This window comes from Spirosoma sp. 209 (assembly GCF_002006735.1).
GTDB classification, from domain to species: Bacteria; Bacteroidota; Bacteroidia; order Cytophagales; family Spirosomataceae; genus Spirosoma; species Spirosoma sordidisoli.
Map to the genome: position 1 here is coordinate 427,819 of NZ_MVEC01000004.1, position 22,130 is coordinate 449,948.

The 22,130-nt window shown below is 57.8% G+C and carries 19 protein-coding genes; 11 read left to right on the forward strand and 8 right to left on the reverse strand.

Annotated elements, in window-relative coordinates:
* The first annotated feature begins 130 nt into the window (after positions 1-130).
* Positions 131-1,081, forward strand: coding sequence for an esterase family protein (locus B1C80_RS09620; RefSeq protein ID WP_077920848.1), 951 nt, complete (start codon positions 131-133; stop codon positions 1,079-1,081).
* Between the two features lie 55 nt (positions 1,082-1,136).
* On the opposite strand, the gene B1C80_RS09625 is transcribed toward B1C80_RS09620, so the two are convergent.
* Both B1C80_RS09625 and uvrB read right to left on the reverse strand, forming a co-directional pair.
* Positions 1,137-1,664, reverse strand: coding sequence for a DUF2911 domain-containing protein (locus B1C80_RS09625; RefSeq protein WP_077920849.1), 528 nt, complete (start codon positions 1,662-1,664; stop codon positions 1,137-1,139).
* A 307-nt stretch (positions 1,665-1,971) separates the two neighbouring features.
* Positions 1,972-3,993, reverse strand: coding sequence for an excinuclease ABC subunit UvrB (gene uvrB, locus B1C80_RS09630; RefSeq protein WP_077920850.1), 2,022 nt, complete (start codon positions 3,991-3,993; stop codon positions 1,972-1,974).
* 194 nt (positions 3,994-4,187) lie between these two features.
* On the opposite strand from uvrB, the gene B1C80_RS09635 reads away from it, so the two are divergent.
* Positions 4,188-4,709 (forward strand): hypothetical protein, encoded by a 522-nt coding sequence (locus tag B1C80_RS09635; protein WP_139361622.1) that lies wholly within the window; start codon positions 4,188-4,190, stop codon positions 4,707-4,709.
* Here the strand turns inward: B1C80_RS09635 and B1C80_RS09640 are convergent.
* The 5 genes from B1C80_RS09640 to B1C80_RS09660 all read right to left on the reverse strand — a co-directional run bounded on the left by B1C80_RS09640 (position 4,706) and on the right by B1C80_RS09660 (position 8,028).
* Entirely contained in the window at positions 4,706-4,903 is a 198-nt protein-coding gene (locus B1C80_RS09640; RefSeq protein WP_077920925.1) for a DUF4177 domain-containing protein, read from the reverse strand. The two genes, B1C80_RS09635 and B1C80_RS09640, sit on opposite strands and share 4 nt — an antisense overlap.
* A gap of 69 nt (positions 4,904-4,972) precedes the next feature.
* The gene (gene sufB, locus B1C80_RS09645; RefSeq protein WP_077920852.1) at positions 4,973-6,451 is read right to left on the reverse strand and encodes a Fe-S cluster assembly protein SufB; all 1,479 of its coding nucleotides are present in this window, start codon (positions 6,449-6,451) and stop codon (positions 4,973-4,975) included.
* Positions 6,452-6,850: 399 nt separating this feature from the next.
* Positions 6,851-7,231 carry a DoxX family protein gene (locus tag B1C80_RS09650; RefSeq protein ID WP_077920853.1) on the reverse strand — a complete coding sequence of 127 codons (381 nt, stop codon included), beginning with the start codon at positions 7,229-7,231 and terminating at the stop codon, positions 6,851-6,853.
* Between the two features lie 36 nt (positions 7,232-7,267).
* The gene (locus B1C80_RS09655; protein WP_077920854.1) at positions 7,268-7,534 is read right to left on the reverse strand and encodes a hypothetical protein; all 267 of its coding nucleotides are present in this window, start codon (positions 7,532-7,534) and stop codon (positions 7,268-7,270) included.
* Positions 7,535-7,764: 230 nt separating this feature from the next.
* Positions 7,765-8,028, reverse strand: a complete 264-nt coding sequence (locus tag B1C80_RS09660) for a hypothetical protein (protein ID WP_077920855.1) — start codon at positions 8,026-8,028, stop codon at positions 7,765-7,767.
* Positions 8,029-8,124: 96 nt separating this feature from the next.
* On the opposite strand from B1C80_RS09660, the gene B1C80_RS09665 reads away from it, so the two are divergent.
* Together B1C80_RS09665 and B1C80_RS09670 are read left to right on the forward strand one after the other, a co-directional pair.
* On the forward strand, positions 8,125-8,919 hold the full coding sequence (locus B1C80_RS09665; RefSeq protein WP_077920856.1) for an alpha/beta fold hydrolase: 795 nt from the start codon (positions 8,125-8,127) through the stop codon (positions 8,917-8,919).
* Positions 8,920-8,995: 76 nt separating this feature from the next.
* The gene (locus B1C80_RS09670) at positions 8,996-11,389 is read left to right on the forward strand and encodes a beta-propeller fold lactonase family protein (RefSeq protein WP_077920926.1); all 2,394 of its coding nucleotides are present in this window, start codon (positions 8,996-8,998) and stop codon (positions 11,387-11,389) included.
* Here the strand turns inward: B1C80_RS09670 and B1C80_RS09675 are convergent.
* On the reverse strand, positions 11,386-13,695 hold the full coding sequence (locus tag B1C80_RS09675; RefSeq protein WP_161492747.1) for a glycoside hydrolase: 2,310 nt from the start codon (positions 13,693-13,695) through the stop codon (positions 11,386-11,388). The two genes, B1C80_RS09670 and B1C80_RS09675, sit on opposite strands and share 4 nt — an antisense overlap.
* Positions 13,696-13,966: 271 nt before the next feature.
* Between B1C80_RS09675 and B1C80_RS09680 the strand changes: the two genes are divergently transcribed.
* The 7 genes from B1C80_RS09680 (at position 13,967) to B1C80_RS09710 (ending at position 22,128) form a co-directional block, all read left to right on the forward strand.
* Positions 13,967-14,791, forward strand: a complete 825-nt coding sequence (locus tag B1C80_RS09680) for a peptidoglycan-binding protein (protein WP_077920927.1) — start codon at positions 13,967-13,969, stop codon at positions 14,789-14,791.
* Between the two features lie 164 nt (positions 14,792-14,955).
* The gene (locus B1C80_RS09685) at positions 14,956-17,328 is read left to right on the forward strand and encodes a penicillin acylase family protein (RefSeq protein WP_077920858.1); all 2,373 of its coding nucleotides are present in this window, start codon (positions 14,956-14,958) and stop codon (positions 17,326-17,328) included.
* Positions 17,329-17,456: 128 nt separating this feature from the next.
* Positions 17,457-18,725 carry an AraC family transcriptional regulator gene (locus tag B1C80_RS09690; RefSeq protein ID WP_077920859.1) on the forward strand — a complete coding sequence of 423 codons (1,269 nt, stop codon included), beginning with the start codon at positions 17,457-17,459 and terminating at the stop codon, positions 18,723-18,725.
* Positions 18,726-18,832: 107 nt separating this feature from the next.
* The gene (locus B1C80_RS09695) at positions 18,833-19,273 is read left to right on the forward strand and encodes an META domain-containing protein (protein WP_077920860.1); all 441 of its coding nucleotides are present in this window, start codon (positions 18,833-18,835) and stop codon (positions 19,271-19,273) included.
* Positions 19,274-19,321: 48 nt separating this feature from the next.
* Positions 19,322-19,882 carry an RNA polymerase sigma factor gene (locus B1C80_RS09700; RefSeq protein WP_077920861.1) on the forward strand — a complete coding sequence of 187 codons (561 nt, stop codon included), beginning with the start codon at positions 19,322-19,324 and terminating at the stop codon, positions 19,880-19,882.
* Between the two features lie 98 nt (positions 19,883-19,980).
* Complete coding sequence (locus B1C80_RS09705; RefSeq protein WP_077920862.1) at positions 19,981-20,901, forward strand: polysaccharide deacetylase family protein; 921 nt, start codon at positions 19,981-19,983, stop codon at positions 20,899-20,901.
* A gap of 102 nt (positions 20,902-21,003) precedes the next feature.
* Positions 21,004-22,128 carry a PepSY domain-containing protein gene (locus B1C80_RS09710; RefSeq protein WP_077920863.1) on the forward strand — a complete coding sequence of 375 codons (1,125 nt, stop codon included), beginning with the start codon at positions 21,004-21,006 and terminating at the stop codon, positions 22,126-22,128.
* The last annotated feature ends 2 nt before the right edge of the window (positions 22,129-22,130 follow it).

The following is a 22,130-nucleotide window of genomic DNA, read 5'->3' on the forward strand; positions in this document are numbered from 1 at the left end:
AGGAGGAGTGTTTTTTCGTTACCAGAACAAGGGTACGCCAGTCAACCCGTAATAAACAGGCTACTGGTGGCTGATACCCAATAGCCGCAACCCTATATTCACTTAACCATTTTACTTCGTTCCACTACTTATGAAACTACGTAGTCTGTTTCTGAGTGCCCTGCTGCTGGTCTGGGTACTGACGGCCCAGGCGCAGTCGCGTCGGCGGTCGCAACTGACGGGCCCGCAGAACAACGGTCCGGTACCGGTAGTGTCGGCTCCGGAAGCTCATCTGCTCGAGAGTCTGCGGCTGAACAGTTCGTTGCTGAACCAGGCCGTTAAATACTCCATCTACCTGCCACCCGACTATTACGTCTCCAACCGACGCTACCCGGTCGTTTATCTGCTCCACGGCTATACCGATAACGAAACGGGCTGGGTACAATTTGGCGAAGCCAACCGCATCGTCGACGAAAAGATCAGGTCGGGCGAGCTGCCACCCATGATTATTGTCATGCCCGACGCGGGCGTAACCTGGTACATGAACGACTATCTGGGCAAGGTGCGCTACGAAGATATGTTTGTTCAGGAGTTCATTCCGCACATCGACTCCATGTACCGCACCCGGACCCAGCGCGAGTACCGGGCCGTTTCGGGCCTGTCAATGGGCGGGCACGGCTCGCTGCTGCTGGCCATGCATCATCCCGATCTGTTTGGCTCGTGTGCAGCTCTCAGCGCGGCTGTCTTTACCGAAGAAAGCATTGCCACCACGCCCGACGAGCAGTATGACCAGGTGTTTGCGGCTCTGTTTAGCGGTCCGGTCAAAGGCGAAGAGCGAATCACGACCCATTTTAAACGCAACAGCCCGCTTACCCTGGCCCGGTCGGCTCCCGAAAACGATCTGAAAAAAGTGCGCTGGTACATGGATTGTGGCGACGATGACTTTCTGAGCGCGGCCAACGCACAACTCCATATCGAACTGCTCAAGCGCAAAATTCCGCACGAATACCGCGTCCGCGACGGAGCCCATACCTGGACCTACTGGCGAACCGGTTTACCAGACGCCCTGTCGTTCATAGCGCGAAGTTTTCAGCGGGACTAGCCGATCTGGAGCTGCACACCGAAAAGGCCTTCACGAGAGGCCTTTTTTTATGGCCTTAGGGCTGGCGGATGGGCACGATAGCCTCGGTCTGGTCCCAGGTCAGGAGCATGTCGGCGCCGTTGCTGGCCGGTACAAAACTGATCAGAAACTGCTCCATCGGCGGGGTATGCGGACGCGTGTTTACCTGTACGCGCATCACGTCCTGCTTTTGGTCGTAGTTGGTACCCCACTGCCCGGTTTCGCCATTGATGATCACCGTCCAGCCCTGTGGCGACGGAATGGTCCAGAGCGAGTAGTCGCCGGCCTTGAGTGACTGCCCCGCCAGGATAACGTCCTGCCCCAGGTGAATAACGGTTGCTTCGTTTGCGCCGGTGCGCCATACCTCACCGTAGGGAACCAGCCCGCCGAAGATTGGCCGGCCTTTGCGGGCGGGGCGGCAATAATCGACTTTCAGCGTGAAGCCGTTCTGGTCGAACTGAGCGACGGCTTCGGGGCTGGCCGATTTGGTAAAGGTGCGCAGGGCGAAGAAGGCTACGATCAGCACGGCCCCAATGATAGCCAGAATGATACCAATGCGTTTCATGATAGTTAGGGTGGTTTTTAACGGAATGCGCGCAAGTTAGTGGTAATCTTTAACTTGACACGATCATCCCGGCTATGCCCCGTTTAGCTGTTGAGGCCGATATAACCGGTGGCGGGCGCTGGGGCCTCCGAGAGAGGCTGATCTGACGCTTCTGTACATGATTTTGTCACGCTGCCGCAGCAGGCATCCGGGTCATGAACGCCCGGAATACGTTCGGCGGCAGCGTGACACGAAAAGCAACGGCAACTCTGGCGTATTAAACGGGGCGAAGTTGGCGCTATAAGCTAATTCTTGGTAGGTCAGTTTATTATACCATTTCTTTCTTCAGCCGGTCGCGGAGCTGGAAGAGTTCGTCGCGCAGCCGGGCGGCTTCGAGGAAGTCGAGGTCTTTGGCGGCCCGCTCCATTTTGGACTGGGTTTCGTTGATGACCTTTTCGAGATCGTTTTTACCCATGTACTGAACCACCGGATCGGCGGCAATCCGAATCTCTTCGGGCTCGACATAAAACTGACGGACTTTCGAGTCGGCCACTTTGGTCTGCCCCATAATCGACTCGCGCGATTTCAGCACCGTTGTTGGTGTGATGCCATGGTCGGTGTTGTACTCGATCTGGATGGCCCGGCGCCGGTTCGTCTCGTCGATCGCCTTTTGCATGGACCCCGTAATGGTATCGGCGTACATAATCACCTTGCCATTGGCATTCCGGGCAGCCCGGCCGATGGTCTGGATGAGCGAGCGGATGTCGCGCAGAAAACCTTCTTTGTCGGCGTCCATGATCGCTACCAGCGACACCTCGGGTAAGTCGAGGCCTTCGCGAAGCAGGTTCACGCCCACCAGCACATCGAAGTTGCCAAGCCGCAGGTCGCGCAGGATCTCCACCCGATCGAGGGTTTTCACTTCGGAGTGGATGTAGCGGGTTTTGATGCCCACCCGTTCGAGGTATTTGGTCAGCTCTTCGGCCATGCGCTTGGTCAGCGTCGTAACCAGTACCCGCTCCCCGGCTTTGACGCGGGCGTCGATGGATTCGAGCAGGTCGTCGATCTGGTTCAGGCTCGGCCGGACGTCAATTTCGGGGTCGAGCAGACCCGTTGGTCGGATCAGCTGCTCCACGACAACCCCTTCGGCTTTGCGGAGTTCGTAGTCCGATGGCGTGGCCGAGACATAGATCGTCTGGCCCGACAGGTCTTCGAACTCCTGGAAGGTAAGGGGCCGGTTGTCCATGGCGCTGGGGAGTCGGAACCCATAGTCGACCAGGGCCGTTTTGCGGGATCGGTCACCCCCCCACATGGCCCGAATCTGCGGAATCGTCACGTGGCTCTCGTCGACAACCAGCAGGTAATCATCCGGGAAATAGTCGAGCAGACAGAACGGGCGCTGGCCGGGTTTGCGCCGGTCGAAGTAGCGCGAATAGTTCTCGATACCGGAGCAGTAGCCCAGCTCGCGCATCATTTCAAGGTCGAACTCGGTTCGTTCCTTGATGCGGGTCGCTTCCTGCTCGCGAAACTCCGACTCGAAGTAGCGTACCTGCGAAACCAGATCGTCCTGAATTTCATAGATGGCGTTGTTGAGCGTATCGCGACCCGTCACGAACAGGTTGGCCGGGAAGATAGTCACCAGGCTCTCGTTCGAAATTTTCTTGCCGGTCGAGGGGTCGATTCGCTGAATGGATTCGATCTCATCACCGAAGAAAATGACCCGGTAGGCAAAATCGGCATAGGCCACGTAGAGATCGACCGTATCGCCTTTGACGCGGAAGTTGCCGCGCTGAAACTCACCTTCGGTGCGGCTGTACAGAATCTCGACCAGCTTGTGGAGAAACGCGTTGCGGCTCATCTGCTCGCCAACCCCGATGTTGACGACGTTGCGCTTAAACTCATCGGGGTTGCCCATACCGTAGATGCACGATACCGAAGCCACCACGATCACATCGCGCCGACCGCTCATCAGGGCCGACGTGGCCGACAGCCGGAGCTTGTCGATCTCCTCGTTGATGGCCAGGTCTTTCTCGATATAGGTGCCGGTGGTGGCGATGTAGGCTTCGGGCTGGTAATAGTCGTAGTAGGAGATAAAATACTCGACGGCGTTATTGGGAAAAAACTGCTTGAACTCACCATACAGCTGGGCTGCCAGCGTTTTGTTGTGGCTCAGCACCAGCGTTGGCCGGTTGGTCCGGGCAATCAGGTTAGCTATAGTGAACGTTTTCCCTGATCCGGTAACACCGAGTAGCACCTGTGCGGGCTCGCTCTCCTGTATACCCTTGATCAGTTGCTCAATCGCCTTCGGCTGATCGCCGGTGGGCTGAAATTCAGAGGTTAATTCGAAGTTCATTCGTAGCGTTGTAGAATCTGGCTAATTTACGCAAAAACGGCCGCGATAGCAAGGTTGTTTCCGGTAATAACCACAAGCGATACAAAGGCATTTTCAGTGCCGGGATCAGCTTAGCCCTATTTTTGCAGGAATAGCTATAGCTCGGTGTGAACCCGGGCTTATATTGCTCTTTTTTATAATGGCCACACCCCGGTATGGACAATAGATATCAACCAGGAGCGCAGGTTCAATACGTACGGAAACAGCCAGTCTGGGTGTTTTGCCTGCTCTCCTTTTTTACGTTTGGCCTGTACACGATGTACTGGCTGTATCGAAACTGGTGCTTTTTCAGAGATGCCTACGAGTGGGATATTTACCCGTTCTGGCGCGCTGTGTTCAACGTATTTTTTGTCCATACGCTGCTGGAACACATTAACTATCTGGCCATGGAGAAGGGGCATCCGGGCATCAGCAGTAACGGGTACGCAACCGGTTACGTGATTTTCGAGATCCTGCAGCGGGTGCTGAATCGGACCATGCCGGACTACGTCGTGCTGATTTATCTGCTCCTGCTGCCGTTTGTATGGCTAGTTCCTACCGTGAAGCAGCTCAACTATATCTATGAGCAGGCCAATCCGGACACGTACCATCCGCCTTTTACCCCCCGCGAACTGGTGGCCCTGATGATGGGCGGGCTGGTGATTGCCCTGGCGGTGCTGGGTCTGCTCACTACTTAGCCGATCTCCCGTTTCAGGATAACCAGCAGCCCTTTGGTGGCTCCCTGCGGCCGGTTCAGATCGACGGTGGAGGTGACTTCCCAGCCTTCGCGACCCAGTTCGTTCAGCTTGTCGTTCAGTTGCTGGGAGTCAATCTTATTGTTCCAGAAACCACTGGTGTCTACTTCAAGGGTCAGGTATTCGAATCGTTTCATAAGCGTAGCTGAAAAAAAGCCCCCGCGTTTCGGCAGGGGCTTCAAGATACAAGAAAACGTCAAATTGGTTTACCCAACGCTGCCTTCAAGGCTGATGGCGAGCAGCTTTTGTGCTTCCACAGCAAACTCCATGGGGAGCTGATTGAGCACCTCTTTGGCGTACCCGTTGATGATGAGCGCCACAGCCTGCTCGGTCGGAATGCCGCGCTGGTTGCAATAGAACAGCTGGTCTTCACCGATTTTTGAGGTAGTAGCCTCGTGCTCGACCGTGGCCGATGGGTTGTTTACCTCCAGATACGGGAACGTATGCGCGCCACATTTATCGCCCAGCAGCAGCGAGTCGCACTGCGAATAGTTACGGGCGTTTTCGGCCCGTTTCAGTACCTGCACCAGCCCGCGGTATGAGTTCTGGCTCTTGCCGGCCGAGATGCCTTTCGATACAATCCGGCTCTTCGTATTCTTACCGATGTGGACCATTTTGGTGCCTGTATCGGCCTGCTGCATGTTGTTGGTAACGGCTACCGAGTAAAACTCCCCGATCGAGTTATCGCCTTTCAGGATAACCGATGGATATTTCCAGGTAATGGCCGAGCCGGTTTCAACCTGAGTCCAGGAGATTTTGGCGTTCGGACCGTCGCAGATACCGCGTTTGGTAACGAAGTTGTAGATACCGCCTTTGCCGTCTTTATCGCCGGGGTACCAGTTCTGTACGGTCGAATACTTGATTTCGGCGTTCCCCATCGCAATCAGCTCGACAACGGCTGCGTGGAGCTGATTTTCATCGCGCATGGGTGCCGTGCAGCCTTCCAGATAGCTCACATACGACCCTTCGTCAGCAATGATGAGCGTCCGTTCAAACTGGCCCGTTCCGGCTGCATTGATCCGGAAATAGGTCGACAGCTCCATCGGGCAGCGAACCCCTTTGGGAATATAGCAGAACGAACCGTCGGTAAACACCGCTGCGTTCAGCGCTGCAAAGTAGTTGTCTTTGGCGGGTACTACCGAACCCATGTATTTTTTCACCAGCTCGGGATGCTCGTGAACCGCTTCGGAGATAGAGCAGAAAATAATGCCCCGCTCAGCCAGGTCTTTCTTGAACGTGGTGGCTACCGAAACCGAGTCCATCACGGCGTCGACGGCTACCTGAGGCCGTTCGCCCTGGGGTTCGTCGATGACGCCGGCCAGCCGCTTCTGTTCGCTGAGCGAAATGCCCAGTTTATTAAACGTGTCGAGCAGTTCGGGGTCGATCTCGTCGAGGCTGCCTACGGTTTTCTTCTGCTTGGGAGCCGAGTAGTATTTAATGGCCTGATAGTCGATTTTGGGGTATTTGACATTGGGCCAGTGGGGTTCAGTCATCTCCTGCCAGAGCCGAAACGCCTGGAGCCGCTTTTCCAGCAGCCAGTCGGGTTCGTTCTTTTTGGCCGAGATAAACCGGATGGTACTTTCGTCAAGACCTACGGGAGCCTCGTCGGCTTCAATGATGGTCTCGAATCCGTATTTATACTCAGAAGTAGTGATGCTTTCTAAAATCGCAGCGTCCTTGCTCATAGTGTCGGTTGGTCGCGTAGTTTGTTGCGTCCTTACGGTATAATTTTAACAATCAGTTGGGTAGGTGCGTTCCGGGCAAACAGAACAAATATCGGAAAGTTTCCCTGAATATGCCTACTCAGCCCGTTATACGCCGGTCTGATTACGGGATACGTAAGCCGGCGGCCCAGGTCGGTCGGGTTGCTGTCTGGCCAAAAAAAGAAGGTCGTGGCTTACCGATTCTTTTCTGTAATCGGTTGAGCCCATTGCCGATGCGGTCCCGGCCCACGATCGGACCGGCGCTGCGTTCGTGACCAGAAACCAGCGGGCCGGGTCGATCCCGGGCCTGTATCCGGATCAACCCAGCCCGCTGGAATAGTATTCTGTTGGGGCCGCTATGGCGCAGCTATGGCCATATGGTTACCGTCGACCCCGATCGTCGAGGCCGCGCAGGGCCAGGTAAAAGGCGATGACGTAGATGAGCTGGGTACCAGCGCTTTGCCAGTCCTCTTTCAGAGTGGTACCGAAGAGCAGCGCGCTGATGGTAAGCCCGCCGATGAAGTAGCCCCAGCGACTAAACTGCCCGCCCAGCAGGATCAGCACGCCACTGGCAAACTCCACGAAAGGAAGCGTGTAGAGGAAGACATTGGTCAGTATCGCAGGCAGGATGGTATTGGCAAAGCCGGCGCCGGTTTTAGCGACGAACGCGCTGAGTTTAGGAATGCGTACCAGACCGTGCATGAGCATGTTGATGCCCAGTCCCAATCGGATAACAAGTTGAGCAAGTTGCGTATTGGTCATGGGGATAGGCCTGTCTGGTCGGGGATTGGAGCGGGTTTAGTTATCGCCTTCTTCGTACTCGACGTCGACCTGCCCGGCTTCGACATCTTCTTCGACCAGCAGGTCGTCGTTAACTCCGTTGGCATCGGCGTCGGACTCGTTGACTTCTTCTTTGATGGGTTCCGGTCCCTGGTCCCGCACGGGGTTGATGCCACCGACCTGGGGTTCTCCGGTGTTGGCTTCCTGCGCCTGGGCCAGCAGTTGAGCCACGCCCTGGTTATCGTCGTCGGCAGGGTTATAAGATTGGTTGTCGTTGGGGTTCATAACGTGGTTGGTTTGGTTGATTACCTCCTGTCGGTGGTCATAGACCCCGACAGTGGGGCAGGCTTTGGTCGGGGTTTGTTCAGGCGTTTACTTTACCATCGTCAGCCCTGCCGGGGTCTGCGACCACCGACAGGGCTTGGATCGGCTACTTCCTGTCGGTGGTCGCAGACCCCGGCAGTGGGGGAGGGATAAACTTTTTAAATTCTTCATTCACCAGCCGGGTGCAGGCTCTATACGCCACCTGACCGGGTTACGTGGCCGCCGAGGGCGTAGTTGTCGTCCTGGTGGTGATCGTGCTCGCCGGTCGGGTCGCCATCTTCGTCAACGGGTTCATCGTCGGTCAGGGCTGCCTCTTCTGTATCGCCCTCGTCGTCATCGTCGATGGCTGCGCCACTCTGACTACGGAAGTTCTCGGGATCGATGCGACCGATGCGTGAGCCGATGAGTTCGGTATCGCCGTCGCCGGGGGTGAGATGATCGATTAATGTATTCATGGTCGTTGAGTATGGTTCTTTGCTGAATAACCCGGTAGAACCTGGAAAGGTTAGACTTATCGATCTATGTGTTTCATTTTCTGACTCTTGCGTGTGATGAGATTTTTCCTTCTACTCATTGCCGGACTCCTGCCGGGCTGGCTGTGTGCCCAGGCCGAGCGTGAGCCGCTGTTTACCTCGTTCGACGGGACCCGTATCCATTACGATGTGATCGGAGTCGGTCAGCCCGTTGTGCTGCTGCATGGCTTCATCACCAATGGCGAAAGCTGGAAACGCGCCCCCGTCCGGCAGGCGCTGGCCGACGCGGGGTTTCGGGTCGTTACGCTCGACCTGCGGGGTAACGGCCGCTCCGACCGGCCCCATACGGCTGAGGCTTATCAGCACGACGCTGAACTGAAAGACGTCATGGCGCTGATGAAACACCTCGGCCTGACAAATTACGATGTGGTCGGCTATTCGCGCGGGGCCATCCTGACGGCTAAGCTGCTGACGATGAAAGCCCCCGTCCGGCGGGCGGTTATGGGGGGCATGAGTGCCGACTTTACCGACCCTAACTGGTACCGGCGCAAAAACTTTTTCGAAGCCCTGACCAAACCCGGCTCGCATCCGGAGTTGCAGGAGGCCGTTGCCTACGCCAAACGAAGCGGAGCCGATACCCTTGCGCTGGCCCGGCTGCAGGAGTTTCAGCCGACGGCCAGCCGGGCCGAACTGGGGCGGATTACGGTGCCGCTGCTGGTCGTTAACGGCGATCAGGACCACGACAACGGCGATCCGCAGTCGCTGATCGATATCGTGCCGGGGGCGCGGCTGGTTACGGTGCCGGGTACCCATAATACGGCCATGAGTACCCCGGCTTTCGCGCAGGCGGTGCTCATGTTTCTGAAGCAATAAGCGGTTGGTGAGACTTTAACAGAAGCGTAACATGACCGTGATTTTTTGCGTCTACTTTTACGAAAACGTCTTTCTTATGCGTCGACTTCTGCTTCTTATCGGCTGTACACTCTTCGGTATGTACGCGGCTTCTGCCCAATCAGCCCAGCGCCTGACGCTGCCCAACGGCTGGAGCCTCACACCTTATGGTCGCTCACTGCCGCTGGGCGATCTGCCGCTGAATCTGGCGGTTTCGGCCGACGGCCGAAGGCTGGCGGTGACCAACAACGGACAGAGTACCCAAACGATTCAGCTGATCGATATCGCGGGCGAAAAACTGATGAGCGAAGTCGAGATCGCCAGATCGTGGGTTGGGCTGCGTTTCACCCCCGATGGCAAACGGCTGCTGGCTTCGGGAGGGAACGACAACCGAGTGCTGATCTACGACGTATCGGACAACAAGCTCGTCAAAACCGACTCGGTCGTGCTGGGAAAACCCTGGCCGGTCCGGATTTCGGTGGCGGGCGTCGAGACGGATCGGAGCGGCAAAACGCTCTACGCCGTCACCAAAGATGACAGCATGTTGTACGTCTGCAACCTGGCCACGAAGCAGATCACCAGCCGCATCAAACTGCCGGCCGAAGCCTATACCTGCCAGCGGTCTCCCGTCTCGGACGAACTTTATATTACGGCCTGGGGCGCCGACAAGGTGCTGATCTACGACCCCAGCCAGCAGAAGCTGACCGGCGAGATAGCCGTAGGAAGCCGCCCGAACGACCTGACCTTCAGCCGCGACGGCAAGTATCTGTTTGTGGCCAACGCCAACGACAATGCCGTATCGGTCATTGACCTGAAAACGCGCCGGGTACTCGAAACCGTAACGACGGCGCTCTATCCCGATGCCCCGGCGGGCAGTACGCCGAACGGACTGGCGCTGACCCCCGACGGTAAAACGCTGCTGGTAGCCAATGCCGATAACAACTGCCTGGCGGTGTTCGACGTGTCGAAGCCGGGGCGGAGCCGGTCGCTGGGCTTCATCCCAACGGGCTGGTACCCAACGGCCGTGAAGGTGGTGGGTAAGAAAGTGCTGGTAGCCAATGGCAAAGGGTTCTCCTCGAAGGCCAACCCCAACGGCCCCAACCCGTATAAACGGCGCGAGTCGGGTACCGAATACATAGCCGGTCTGTTCAAAGGAACGCTGTCGATCTTTACCCTGCCCGCTGCCAAAGAGATGGCAACGCTGTCGAAACAGGTTTACCAGAATACGCCCTACACCAAAGAGAAAGAGAAGCTGGCAGCCGGCGAAGCCAACTCACCCATTCCGAAGCGGGTAGGGGAGAAGTCGGCCCAGATCAAATACGTGTTTTACATCATCAAGGAAAACCGTACCTACGATCAGCTATTTGGCGATATGCCCGAGGGCAATGGCGATACGTCTTTGTGTATCTTTCCGGAAAAAGTTACCCCTAACCACCACGCGCTGGCCCGGGAGTTTGTGCTGCTGGACAACTTTTACGTCGATGCCGAGGTGAGCGCCGACGGGCATAACTGGAGCACGGCCGCCTACGCCAACGATTACGTGGAAAAGACCTGGCCCACCAGCTACGGCGGGCGGGGCGGCACCTACGATTACGAAGGAAGCCGCCCCATTGCGTACCCTAAAAAAGGATTTATCTGGGATTACTGCCAGCGCGCTGGGTTGCGGTATCGCAGCTACGGCGAGTTTGAAGCCTACTCCAAACGGAAAGGGTCGGCACTGGACGGTCGGTTTGTGCCGAACTATCCCGATTATGACCTGAAGATCAAAGACATTGAGCGGGTCGAAATCTGGAAGCGCGACCTCGATTCGCTGATCGCACGCGACGCGGTACCACATTTCAGCAGCATCAGGCTCGGTAACGACCACACCAGTGGCGCCCGCATCGGTGCGCCTACCCCGGCGGCTCATGTGGCCGACAACGACCTGGCGCTGGGCCGTTTGGTCGAACACTTGTCCAAAAGCCCGATCTGGAAAGAGTCGGCTGTGTTTGTGCTCGAAGACGACGCGCAGAACGGAGCCGACCATGTAGACGCCCACCGCTCGCCCGCCCTCGTGATCAGCCCCTATACGAAGCGAAACCACGTAGAGCACAGCATGTACTCGACCTCGGGCATGCTCCGCACCATGGAACTGATTCTGGGCCTGCCGCCCATGAGCCAGTACGACGCAGCCGCAACACCGATGTTCGCCTGCTTCACGAACACCCCCAACCTGACGCCCTACCAGCACAAACCGGCCAACATAGACCTCGAAGCCAAAAACACGGCCATGACCGAACCAGCCCGCCAGTCGGAAAAAATCGACTTGCGCTATGCCGATAAAATCGACGATCGGCTGTTCAACGAAATCATCTGGAAGGCCGTCAGGGGCGAACATGCCGTTATGCCCGCTCCGCGCCGGGGCGCTTTCCTGAACGTAGCCAAAGCCGGCGATGATGACGACGACGATTAATTGACCGAAAACCGATAGGTTCCGGCCGGTACTTCGACGACGTAGTACCGGCTATTTTTTTCGACAAACCGAAGGCCGCTCACCTGCGCAACCGGTTTACCGTTGCACAGCACCCGTTTTGCCGGCGTTCCGGTCAGCGGCAGGCCAACCGTTGCCGACTGCCTGGGCGGAATGGTAACGGTCATGTTGAGAGCCGCCGGTAGTTTGGCGATCTGCACCGACAGGGGGCCTCCCGCCGTGGGCATGGAGGCTGCGACACTCGTCAGTGAAGCCAGTTGCGGAAAAATCCGGTACTGGCCCATCCGGTCGCCCGGTTGCATACCTGCTACGTATTCGGCCATCAGCAGCAGCGGCCCACCCGACCAGCCGTGGTTGTAGCCACTATTGCCGTGCGCCACCCCGGGACGATCGTCGTAGGCCCACAACTCCCACAGCGTAGAGAGTCGGCTGGTGATCATGGGGCGATAGCGGGTTTTTATGCGGGCGAGGGCCATGGGCAGCCGATTCATCCGGATCAGGCTTTCGAGCACGAACTTTTCCATATACGGACTGGCGTGCTGCTGGGTCGAAAATACCTGTACGATCGCGTTGTATTTGGTCGAGTCGGCTATACCGGCCAGTACCATCAGCGCGTTGGCCCGGTCGTCGGTCTCCTGGGTATACTGCGCATGCCGGTAGGCGCTGCCGTTCCAGCAAACGGGGCTGTTGAGAAACGTACGCAGGCTGTCGAGTCGCTGCTGATACTGCCGGGCGTGGTCGGGTTGTCGGGTCAGGTTGGCGATGCGGATGGCCGTTTGCAGGGCAATGGCGTACCAGCCGTGCTGAATAAGTACCTGATCCTGGTTGGTACCCCAGTCGCCCCAGTCCCAGCCGCCCTTGCGGTAGTTGAGCTGACCGGTCGAATCGGGTTTCCAGAGTGCCAGGTACCGGCGCAGGGCGGGGTAGATATGCCGAATTGTAGCGGTGTCGTGCGTGTGCCGGAAGTACCGCCAGCTTTCGGCCATCGACATCAGCGACTGGGCCGGGAGTTCCTGCTTCCAGTTGGTTTCGGGAACCGGATTGTAGATGATACTGTCGGGGCGCTGCCAGTCGGCCAGGTTCAGCAACAACTTACGCCCCAGCGCCGTACTGTTCGAGTCCAGGGCGTAGAACGTCTGGCCCATCTGCAGGGCCGCGTCGCCCGCCCACTGCGCCCGTTCGCGGTCGGGGCAGTCCATGAAGTTGTCGCGCATGTTGAGGTAAAGCGATCGCTGCGCTTTAGTCCAGAGGGTATTCAGCATGGGGTCGCTGCACCGGAACGACCCGGCAAAGGCGCTGTTGTAGCCCGTTTCCCGGTACTGCACCGCCACGACCGTTACGCTTTTAGGGAGTGCGTACCGGATTTCGTGACCCGACAGCCAGCCGAGCGACTCGTAGGTCTGCTGGCCCGCCCGGGTAATATATTCGGCCCCGTTGGTGTACAGCGAGTCGCTGCCCGATGCGCCCATGAAGTAGGTGTCGGAGCCGATCATGATACGCTGGCCAGCGGGGGCTTTAACGGTCAGTACGGGCGAAACGTGGCAATCGTAAGGCAACGTGCCGATCAGGGTGTCGGGCCTGTTTGCCTTGCCGATGCGTCGCTGGGTGCGTACGTAGTTCTTCAACCCATGATCTTTAAACAACGGAATCGGACGTTTGGTGAGCTGCCCCCAGGGCGCGTTACCCGCCCGACCTACGATAAACGCACGCGGCCATGCACTATCGTCATAGTTGTCTGTGTACCAGCCAGGTATGTCATTCCGGGCGTTGAAGCGGATGTTGGGTTCCGACAGCCGGAAGTTGGGCTTCGATAGCTGCGAAGGCTCGTAGGCCGGGTGGAGCTGGGCTTTCCAGCCGAAGCGGTTGAGGAAAGGACCGGCGCTGGTCTCGCAGTCGAAGAGCAGCCCGGTGCGACCGCTGTTGCGGTGGGAGAAGCCTTTACCGCCCCAGAACCAGACCAGCACCGCAATCGTGTTGGAGCCGGGTTTCAGATAAGGGGCCAGATCGATTTCGTCGTAGTACGTATCGCGCGGATTGGGCCCGCGTTTCAGTCCGCCCTCGTAAACCACCTGCCGGCCGTTGACCCACAGCCAGTATTTACTGTCGACCGCAATTCGGGCTATGACCTGGTTGGGTACCGCGCGCAGGCTGGCCGTTTGCCGGTAGCAGTGCCAGCTGTTGGGGGCTGTCGAGTCGGCCGTTGAGGTAGTGAGCCAGAGGGCCTGAAACGGTTGAGCGTGGGTAGCTACAGCTACCAGTACAAGCAGGAGAACGGGTAAAAATCGCATGGGTAAAGGCATCGGTTTCGGGCCGGAAGATACGTTTTTCCGCCTGCTCCCCGTATACAGTCCGGTTGCCGGCAGGGTAGTCTGCCAGTAGATCGTTCGGAGGGAAGCGCCTGTCCGGGTCAGACAAACAGCTCATTACCGGATGCTCATGATGCGCAGAGGGGTGTGCTATTTTTTTGCACCTTGCCAACAGCCTGGCCCCTCCTGTATGGGTAACATCATCCGCGCCAGCGCTTCCTGTAATCTCCTTTCCAGCCAGAACGAACCGATCATGTTGAAGACAAATTTCCAGACGGAGCTGATACCGCCCGCTCCGGTAAAACGGGGCCATACAGGGGCCGATGTCCGGCGGGTGCAGGAGTGGCTTTGCCTGAACGCACCCTTTTTTCCGACGGTAGCCCTGGCCGTTAAGATCGACAATGACTTCGGACCCGCCACCGAACAGGCCGTCAAGCGGTTTCAGGAACGGGTACAGCTATCGCCAACGGGCGTGGTTACCCCGGCGGTATTCAACCGGCTAACCCGGCCACTCAGCGCTGCTTTCACGATGGCTGAGCCCCAGCCAGGGCAGTCGGTGCGGGAGCTGATCGTAGCGGTAGCGGCCCGGCACCGGAGCCAGTTCGCGGCCGAGCTGCAAACCAGTACGCGCACGACTAATCTGGGGCCCTGGGTACGCAGCTACTGCGAGGGGCTGGAAGGACCCGATATACTTTGGTGCATGGGATTCGCACAAGCCATACTCGATCAGGCCGCGTCGGCTGTGGGCCGGGTGTTTACGAGTCTGATGCCCCGCTCGCTCAGCTGCGATGTGGTCGCGCGGGCCGGCCAGGACAGCGGCCGACTGCTGAGCAGCCCGGCGGTTCGGCAAAACCCCGCCCGCGTGCACCCCGGCGATTTGTTTCTGCTCCGTAGAACCGTTCAGGGTAAGCCCGACTGGTTTCATACCGGTATCATCACCGCCGTGGGGGATGGCGTCTTTTCGACCGTCGAGGGCAACACCAACCAGACCGGTTCGCCCAACGGGACGGCCGTATTTGCCCGCGTCCGCAACTTCCGCCAGCAAACCCTGGACGTTTTCTCGGTCGAGGATCTGTAAGGCACTCCAATCGGTCGGGTATCGATTCTGTTCTGATTTATAGACTATTATTTCAGGAATATAGAAATCGTAGGAATGTGTAGGGTGCGATGTGGTAACGGCCTGCTATATTGGTTACTGAAGTAATCAGTTGATTTGGTATCTTGCCTTACAAACCTATACGTATGCGTCGATTTGTACTGCTGTTTCTCTGCGCAACGGCTTTTCTGCATTCGCTGTCAGCGCAGCGGGTTCAACTACCGGTCGAGGTAATCAAAGACCGCTGGGGCGTTAACCATATCTACGCCCGCAACGAACACGATCTGTTTTTTGCCCAGGGGTATCTGGCCGCGCAGGATCGGCTTTTTCAGCTGGAAATGTGGCGTCGGCAGGCAACGGGAACGGTGGCCGAACTGCTTGGTCCGCAGGAAATAAAGCGCGATATCGGTACGCGGCTGTTTCGGTATCGAACGGGCGGAGCAAACGGTACGCTCGACCAGGAGCTGAGCCATTACCACCCGCGCGGCCCACAGATTGTGCGGGCGTTTGTTGAGGGCATCAACGCCTACATAACCGAGATCCTGAAAACACCCGAAAAGCTGCCGTTCGAGTTTCGGGTGCTCAATACCAAGCCCGGTTTCTGGACGCCTGAGGTGGTCATCAGCCGTCACCAGGGCCTGCTGGGAAATGTTCGCGACGAGCTGAACTACGGCCGGCTGGTCAAACTGATCGGGCCCGAAAAGCTGCGTAGTCTCCAGTGGTTTCATCCGGCGGCCAGCCCCGCCGAGCCTGATCTGGCGCTGCAGGTGAACGGCGATGAGCTGTTTCAGCCGATACTGGGTCTGTACGAAGCGTTCCGGCTGCCGCTCAAGTTTCAGGGGCGGGCTACCAAAGCCGACGAGGACGAAGCGCAGACAGATGCCTATTTCGATACCGAGAAGCAATACGTTGGCTCGAACAACTGGGTGCTGGCGGGCAACAAATCGTCCAGCGGGTATCCCATGCTGGCCAACGACCCCCACCGGGCTCAAAGTACACCTTCGCTGCGATACTGGGTGCATCTGCACGCGCCGGGCTGGAACGTGATCGGAGCAGGCGAGCCAACCCTGCCGGGCGTGTCGATCGGTCATAACGACTACGGCGCCTGGGGACTGACCATCTTCGAAACCGATAACGAAGACCTGCTGGTGTACGAAACCAATCCGAAGAACCCCAATCAATACCGCTACAAAGGCAACTGGGTACCCATGACGGTTCGGACCGAAACGATTCCGGTCAAAGGCGGTACGCCTGTTAGGGCCGAGCTGAAATACACACGCCACGGCCCGGTAGTGTTCGAAGACAAAGCCGCCCATAAGGCCTACGCCATCCGGGCGGGCTGGCTCGAACGGGGGTGCGCGCCTTACCTGGCCAGTCTGCGGATGAATCAGGCCCGGTCGTGGGCCGAGTTTCGGCAGGCCTGTACCTACAGCCGGATTCCGGGCGAGAACATGATCTGGGCGGGTCGTCCGCTGGCCGGTAAAACGGCCGAACCCAACGGAACCATTGGCTGGCAGGCTGTCGGACTCTCGCCCATCCGGAAAAACTTCAGCGGACTGGTGCCCGTACCGGGCGATGGCCGGTTCGAGTGGGGTGGGTACCTGCCCATTCAGCAACTGCCCAACAAACTCAACCCGCCCGAAGGCTATGTGGTAACGGCTAACAACAACCTGACCCCGGTCAACTTTCCAAACCGGAACGCCATCGGCTGGACCTGGGCCGCTCCCAGCCGCGCCCATCGGATCGAGGAGGTGCTGGGCGACGGCAAGCGGCAGAACCTGGTCGATTTCATGGCGCTCCAGGCCGATTACCTGTCTATCCCGGCCCGTACGCTGGTGCCGCTGCTGACCCATCTGGCTTCGTCCGAAAACCGCACCGAGCAGGCCTTGAGCTACCTCCGCAAATGGGATTTTCGACTCAACCCCGAGTCGGTGGCAGCCGCTATTTACGTGGCCTGGGAAGGGGAGCTGAAGAAAGCCGTTTATGAAGCGCAGGTGCCCCAGAACGCCCGGACTTACCTGCGCAGTCTGCCCTCGAAACGGGTCATCGACGCGCTGCTGGTGCCGACCCCCGCCCGCGACAGTCTGTTGCTGACCAGCCTCGACCGGGCCGTGGCCGACCTGACCACCCGCCTGGGTAACGACATGGACGACTGGAGCTACGGCCAGCGCAAGAACAAGCACATCACCATTACCCACCCATTGAGCGATCTGGTTGACAAAGCCATGCAGAAGCGGATTAACCTGGGGCCGGTGGCGCGGGGTGGCTACGGCGAAACCGTCAACGCTACCGCCAACGACCTGAACCAGACCCACGGAGCCTCGTTCCGGATTCTGGTCGATACCGAAGATTGGGACAAAACGCTGGGTATCAATAGCCCCGGTCAGTCGGGAGATCCCGAAAGCCCGCACTATGGCGACCTCTTTCCGCTCTGGGCCGAGAATGGGTATTTTCCGGTATTCTTCTCGCGGGAAAAGATTCAGTCGGTAGCCGAGCGCACTATACTGATTAAGCCCTGATAATTAGTTGGTTGTGCCGTTTGTACACAAACGATAACCCCGGGCTTTCTTTTTGGGTTTTGTCTGTATATTGTTTTTATATGTTCGATTAGGTAGAGAAAATTACTCAACTAAACCATAATCCATTCATGCCCTGGCGTATCATTCTGTCGTATGCCGTACTGACCAGCAGTATTCTATCGGTGCTGGTCGGGTGTTTGCTCTGGCGCAAGAAACAGCCGAGCGCCTACGTGAACCGGCTGCTGTCATTGCTCCTGCTCATGTACGGGTACATCGGGTTTATAGGCTCGCTGCTGGTAAATGGCGGTATTTTGCAGGTTCCGCATCTGTTCCGGACGGCGGCCCCGCTGCATTACATGACAGGCCCCATGATTTACCTGTACGTTCGAGCATCGCTGCGGGCCGAATCGCGGTTCGACCAGCGGTTTCTGTGGCTGTTTGCGCCCGCCCTGTTCAACGCCATTGAACTGATTCCCTTCTATTGCCAGAGTACAGCCTACAAGATTGCTCATCTGAAATCACTGCCGTTGACGAGCAACTCGCTGGCCCGATTTACCGAAGGCCTGCTGCCGCCCATGGTCAATACGGTTGGGTATACCCTGTCGGGGATTATCTACGCCCTGCTGGCCGGACAGCTGTTGCTGAGCTACCGGCGTAGCCAGACGTTTTCCCGATTCAGCAACCCGACCTATGCCAACTGGATTACCACGTTTGTGCTGATTCACGTAGCGGCCAATGTCGTCTGGCTGCTGATTATGCTGTTTGTCTGGCAAACGCCCTGGGCTAACCAGGCTATCAATATGGTGTTTGTCGTTACGCAGCTGTCGGTCTGTCTGTATATCATTCAGCGGCCAACGCTGCTTTACGGCGCTTACTGGTTCTCACCGGCCGATCGACTGAGTCCGGTTGCCAGTCAGACCGCCGGTCAGCCGGTTTTGCCGGCGCCAGCCCGGCCGGGGGCCGAACCCATCAGGAGCGTTCGGCCCGCAGAGTCGGCCAGCCGCGACGACTGGGAAGAGGATGTGCAGGACAAACTGCGGGTGCTGGAGCAGTACATGACTACCAACAAGCCCTACCTGCAGCCGCGCCTGTCGCTGACCGATGTGTCGGTGGCGGTAAATCTGCCGCCCTACCTGCTCTCGTCCATGCTGAACCGGGTGCTCGACGTCGAATTTCGGGACTATGTCAACGAGTACCGGGTTCGGTACGTCTGCCAGCTGATCCAGAGTAATCAGTTTAGCCATCTGACGCTGGAAGGGATCAGCGCCCTGGCGGGTTTTTCGTCGAAAACAACGTTCTATCGCGCTTTTCAGAAGCATATGGGACTAACGCCCGCCCAGTATTCGCTGCGCCACGTACAGCCGCTGCAGGGGGGCGCATCGGCCCCGGTTGCCTGATTCTTGTTTCACACTTTGAATTCGGAACCAACCCGGTCCCTGATTTGAGATTCGGTACGTACCAATACGATTGTTTTGCACTGTGTTTTACCGCAACATCCGCAAGCATGATCGTAGTCCGATTGGTAGTGGTGCTGATACTGGTCAGCGCAGGCTGTGCGACAAAGAAGCCGGCTCAACCCGTTATGAAAGGCAGTGAAGAATTGTACGCCCATCGGTGGAACCTGACCGAACTCAATGGCCGGGCGGTTACTCCCCCCGAACCCGAACGCCGGGCCCACCTGCTGTTTACGCCGGGTCAGGTCAACAAAGTAAGTGGCTCCGGCGGCTGCAACCGAATTACGGGAACGTACGAACTGTCGGGCAGCAACCGCATTACGTTTGCTCCGCTGGCTACGACCCGCATGGCCTGCCCCGATATGGAAACCGAGAGCCAGTTCCTGAAGGCCCTCGCGCAGGCTACCAAGTACTCCCTGGCCGATAACTACCTGCTGCTCAGCAGCGATACGGTGCTCCTTGCCCGCTTTACGGCCGCGCCCGCCCGCTAGGGACGGCTGCCGGTTGCTTTCCCTGCTTTTTTGTACTCGTCGCTACCCATGAAAAACGTATCCGATCAGGAATTGGTCGACCTGTATCTGCAAACAGGTCATAACCTTTATTTTGCCGAAATTTATACCCGACATTACCAGCGCGTTTACCACCGCTGCCTGATGTATACCGAAAGCCATGCCGACGCGCAGGACTTTGCCCAGGAGATTTTCATGCGCCTGAGCCGTAAACTCAACGGCTACAAAGGTGAAGCGCTGCTCTCGACCTGGCTCCATACCATGACGGTCAACTACTGCATCGACCAACTCCGCCGGAAACAGCGCATCCGCCAGCATATCCACAACTACGCCCGCGAATGCGCCGAACCGGACGATTTTTCGGGCGATACCGAAGACCGGCGGGTGCTGCTGGCCAACCGGGTGCTGGCCCAGCTGAACCAGCGTCAGCGCGATCTGCTGCTAATCAAGTACGAACAGGGAAATAAACTGAAAGAGATGGCCCTGGATCGCGACACCACCGCCAGCGCGGTAAAAATGCGAGTCAAGCGCGCCCGCGACCGCGCCCGGATTCTGTATTATCAGATTGTTGAAAAAGAAGGCCGGCGCTAGAGAAGGCCGGTGCATTGGATTGATTTTTGATCAAAAACCCGACGAGGTATGTAATTGGCTGGCGCTTTTCCGTAAGTTTGAGAACATACTAATTCTCTATGCTTACTCGTCAATACTTACCCCTCGTAACTAATTTCTTCCTGTCTGCATGTGTGGCTGCCGGTTTGGCCGCCTGCCAGTCCAAAGGCTCCGACACGAACGAAGCCGCCACAACCGACCGGCCGGTGGCTGAAGCCGAGGCTAAACCGGCTGCCCCTGCGGCCAGTCCGGCACCCGACCCAACCGCCATTCCGGCGAGTAAAATTGCCGATGCGGCTACCATTCTGGCGCGGCCTCAGGTGCCTATCCTCTGCTACCACCAGATTCGCGACTGGCGGCCCAAGGATTCCAAAACGGCCCGGGATTACATTATCCCAACGGCGGCTTTTCGGGAGCAGATGCAGATGCTGGCCGATAGTGGCTACCATACCATTTTGCCCGATCAGCTCTACGCGTACCTGACCACGGGCGCCCCCCTGCCGCCCAAACCAGTCATGCTTACCTTCGACGATGGCGACCTCGATCAGTACGAGACGGCCACGCCCATCCTGGAAAAACACGGCTTCAAAGGCACGTTCTTTATCATGACGGTAGCCATCGGCCGGCGGGGTAAGCAGCCCTATATGGACAAAACCCAGATCAAAGACCTGTCGGATCGCGGTCACGTGATCGGCGCCCATACCTGGGACCACCATAACGTGAAGAAATACCAGGGCGACGACTGGAAAACCCAGATCGACGAACCCAATGCCAAACTACAAAGCATCACGGGTAAACCCGTTCGGTACTTTGCCTACCCGTTCGGGCTCTGGAACAAAGCCGCCCTGCCCGAACTGCAGAAGCGGGGCTACGCAGCCGCCTTTACCCTGGCCGACAAACGCGACGATCAGATGCCGCTCTATACCGTTCGGCGGATCATTGCCGGTGGACAGTGGAGCGCCCGCACCCTGCACCGGAATATGGTCGGGAGTTTTGATTGATTTAATTTGGAATAATTCTAAAGTACGTAGACCTTTGCCCGTAATGCGGGTAAGTGCCCGCCTGTTACTGACAAGGCCGGGTGCTTACCCGCATGATGGTTTATGAGAAAAACGTTCGGCAAACTTCACCTGTGGCTTGGGCTGATATCGGGTCTGATCGCGTTCGTTAGTAGTGTAACAGGTTGTCTGTTCGTTTTTGAGGAAGAAGTACAGGCGCTGATTCACCGGGATCAACTGTTTGTGGAGCCGCGCACCAGTCCGATGCTGACCGTTGGGCAGGTGGCCGATGTGGTCCGGCGCGACGTTCCGAAGGCGAAGCTGCAGCGTATTTTCCGGCGCCACGAGGCTGACCGGTCCTATCAGGTACTCCTGAAAGACAAGCGGCTCGTCAGTGTACATCCCTATACCGGCTCGGTACTGGGCATACGCGACCTGAAGCGCGATTTTTTCGTCATCGACCGCGAGATTCATACGACGCTGATGATGGGAAAAACGGGCAGCTACATTATCGGTACGGCCGCGCTGATCTACCTGTTCATGATGGTATCGGGCCTGGTTATGTGGTGGCCCCAGACGAAGCGGATGATCCGGTCGAAGTTCACCGTAAAGTGGGATGCCCGCTGGCCTAAAGTCAACTACGACTGGCACAGTGTGGGTGGATTTTACCTAACCTGGATGCTGCTTCTCATTCCTATGACAGGGCTGATCTGGTCGTTCGAGTGGTGGGAAAACGGGTTGTATGCCCTCACCGGCTCGCCCGCCCGAGACCGTGCCAAAGTACCATCGGTCTACCGCCCCGACGCTCGCCCGGCCTCGGTCGATCGGGCCTACGCGCAGGTTGTGGCGCTGGAGCCGAACGCGTTTGAGTCATACGTCATTTTTCCGGCCGATTCGGTAGGGGCGTTGCGGGTGCAGGTCCGGTACGACGAAGGGTCATTTTACCGGAAATATACCATCTACAACTTCGATCAGTATACCGGCGCGGTGCTGAAAGGAAAACGGTACCAGGATTTTTCGCGGGGCGACCGGGCGCGCGGGGCGGCTTATGATATTCATACGGGGGGCTGGCTGGGCTTGCCGGGCAAATTTCTGGCGTTCATGGTGAGCCTGTTCTCGGCGTCGCTCCCCGTGTCGGGATTCCTGATCTGGTGGAACAAACGGAAGCTGGCCCGAAAAGCGGCTGCCAAACCCGTCCGTAAACCCGCGTCGGCACGCGTACCCGCCTGATC

Excerpts from the sequence above, each read along its gene's own strand:
- B1C80_RS09620 (WP_077920848.1), top strand. The coding sequence starts at position 131 with ATGAAACTACGTAGTCTGTTTCTGAGTGCCCTGCTGCTGGTCTGGGTA.
- B1C80_RS09625 (WP_077920849.1), bottom strand. The coding sequence starts at position 1,664 with ATGAAACGCATTGGTATCATTCTGGCTATCATTGGGGCCGTGCTGATC.
- uvrB (WP_077920850.1), bottom strand. The coding sequence starts at position 3,993 with ATGAACTTCGAATTAACCTCTGAATTTCAGCCCACCGGCGATCAGCCG.
- B1C80_RS09635 (WP_139361622.1), top strand. The coding sequence starts at position 4,188 with ATGGACAATAGATATCAACCAGGAGCGCAGGTTCAATACGTACGGAAA.
- B1C80_RS09640 (WP_077920925.1), bottom strand. The coding sequence starts at position 4,903 with ATGAAACGATTCGAATACCTGACCCTTGAAGTAGACACCAGTGGTTTC.
- sufB (WP_077920852.1), bottom strand. The coding sequence starts at position 6,451 with ATGAGCAAGGACGCTGCGATTTTAGAAAGCATCACTACTTCTGAGTAT.
- B1C80_RS09650 (WP_077920853.1), bottom strand. The coding sequence starts at position 7,231 with ATGACCAATACGCAACTTGCTCAACTTGTTATCCGATTGGGACTGGGC.
- B1C80_RS09655 (WP_077920854.1), bottom strand. The coding sequence starts at position 7,534 with ATGAACCCCAACGACAACCAATCTTATAACCCTGCCGACGACGATAAC.
- B1C80_RS09660 (WP_077920855.1), bottom strand. The coding sequence starts at position 8,028 with ATGAATACATTAATCGATCATCTCACCCCCGGCGACGGCGATACCGAA.
- B1C80_RS09665 (WP_077920856.1), top strand. The coding sequence starts at position 8,125 with ATGAGATTTTTCCTTCTACTCATTGCCGGACTCCTGCCGGGCTGGCTG.
- B1C80_RS09670 (WP_077920926.1), top strand. The coding sequence starts at position 8,996 with ATGCGTCGACTTCTGCTTCTTATCGGCTGTACACTCTTCGGTATGTAC.
- B1C80_RS09675 (WP_161492747.1), bottom strand. The coding sequence starts at position 13,695 with ATGCGATTTTTACCCGTTCTCCTGCTTGTACTGGTAGCTGTAGCTACC.
- B1C80_RS09680 (WP_077920927.1), top strand. The coding sequence starts at position 13,967 with ATGTTGAAGACAAATTTCCAGACGGAGCTGATACCGCCCGCTCCGGTA.
- B1C80_RS09685 (WP_077920858.1), top strand. The coding sequence starts at position 14,956 with ATGCGTCGATTTGTACTGCTGTTTCTCTGCGCAACGGCTTTTCTGCAT.
- B1C80_RS09690 (WP_077920859.1), top strand. The coding sequence starts at position 17,457 with ATGCCCTGGCGTATCATTCTGTCGTATGCCGTACTGACCAGCAGTATT.
- B1C80_RS09695 (WP_077920860.1), top strand. The coding sequence starts at position 18,833 with ATGATCGTAGTCCGATTGGTAGTGGTGCTGATACTGGTCAGCGCAGGC.
- B1C80_RS09700 (WP_077920861.1), top strand. The coding sequence starts at position 19,322 with ATGAAAAACGTATCCGATCAGGAATTGGTCGACCTGTATCTGCAAACA.
- B1C80_RS09705 (WP_077920862.1), top strand. The coding sequence starts at position 19,981 with ATGCTTACTCGTCAATACTTACCCCTCGTAACTAATTTCTTCCTGTCT.
- B1C80_RS09710 (WP_077920863.1), top strand. The coding sequence starts at position 21,004 with ATGAGAAAAACGTTCGGCAAACTTCACCTGTGGCTTGGGCTGATATCG.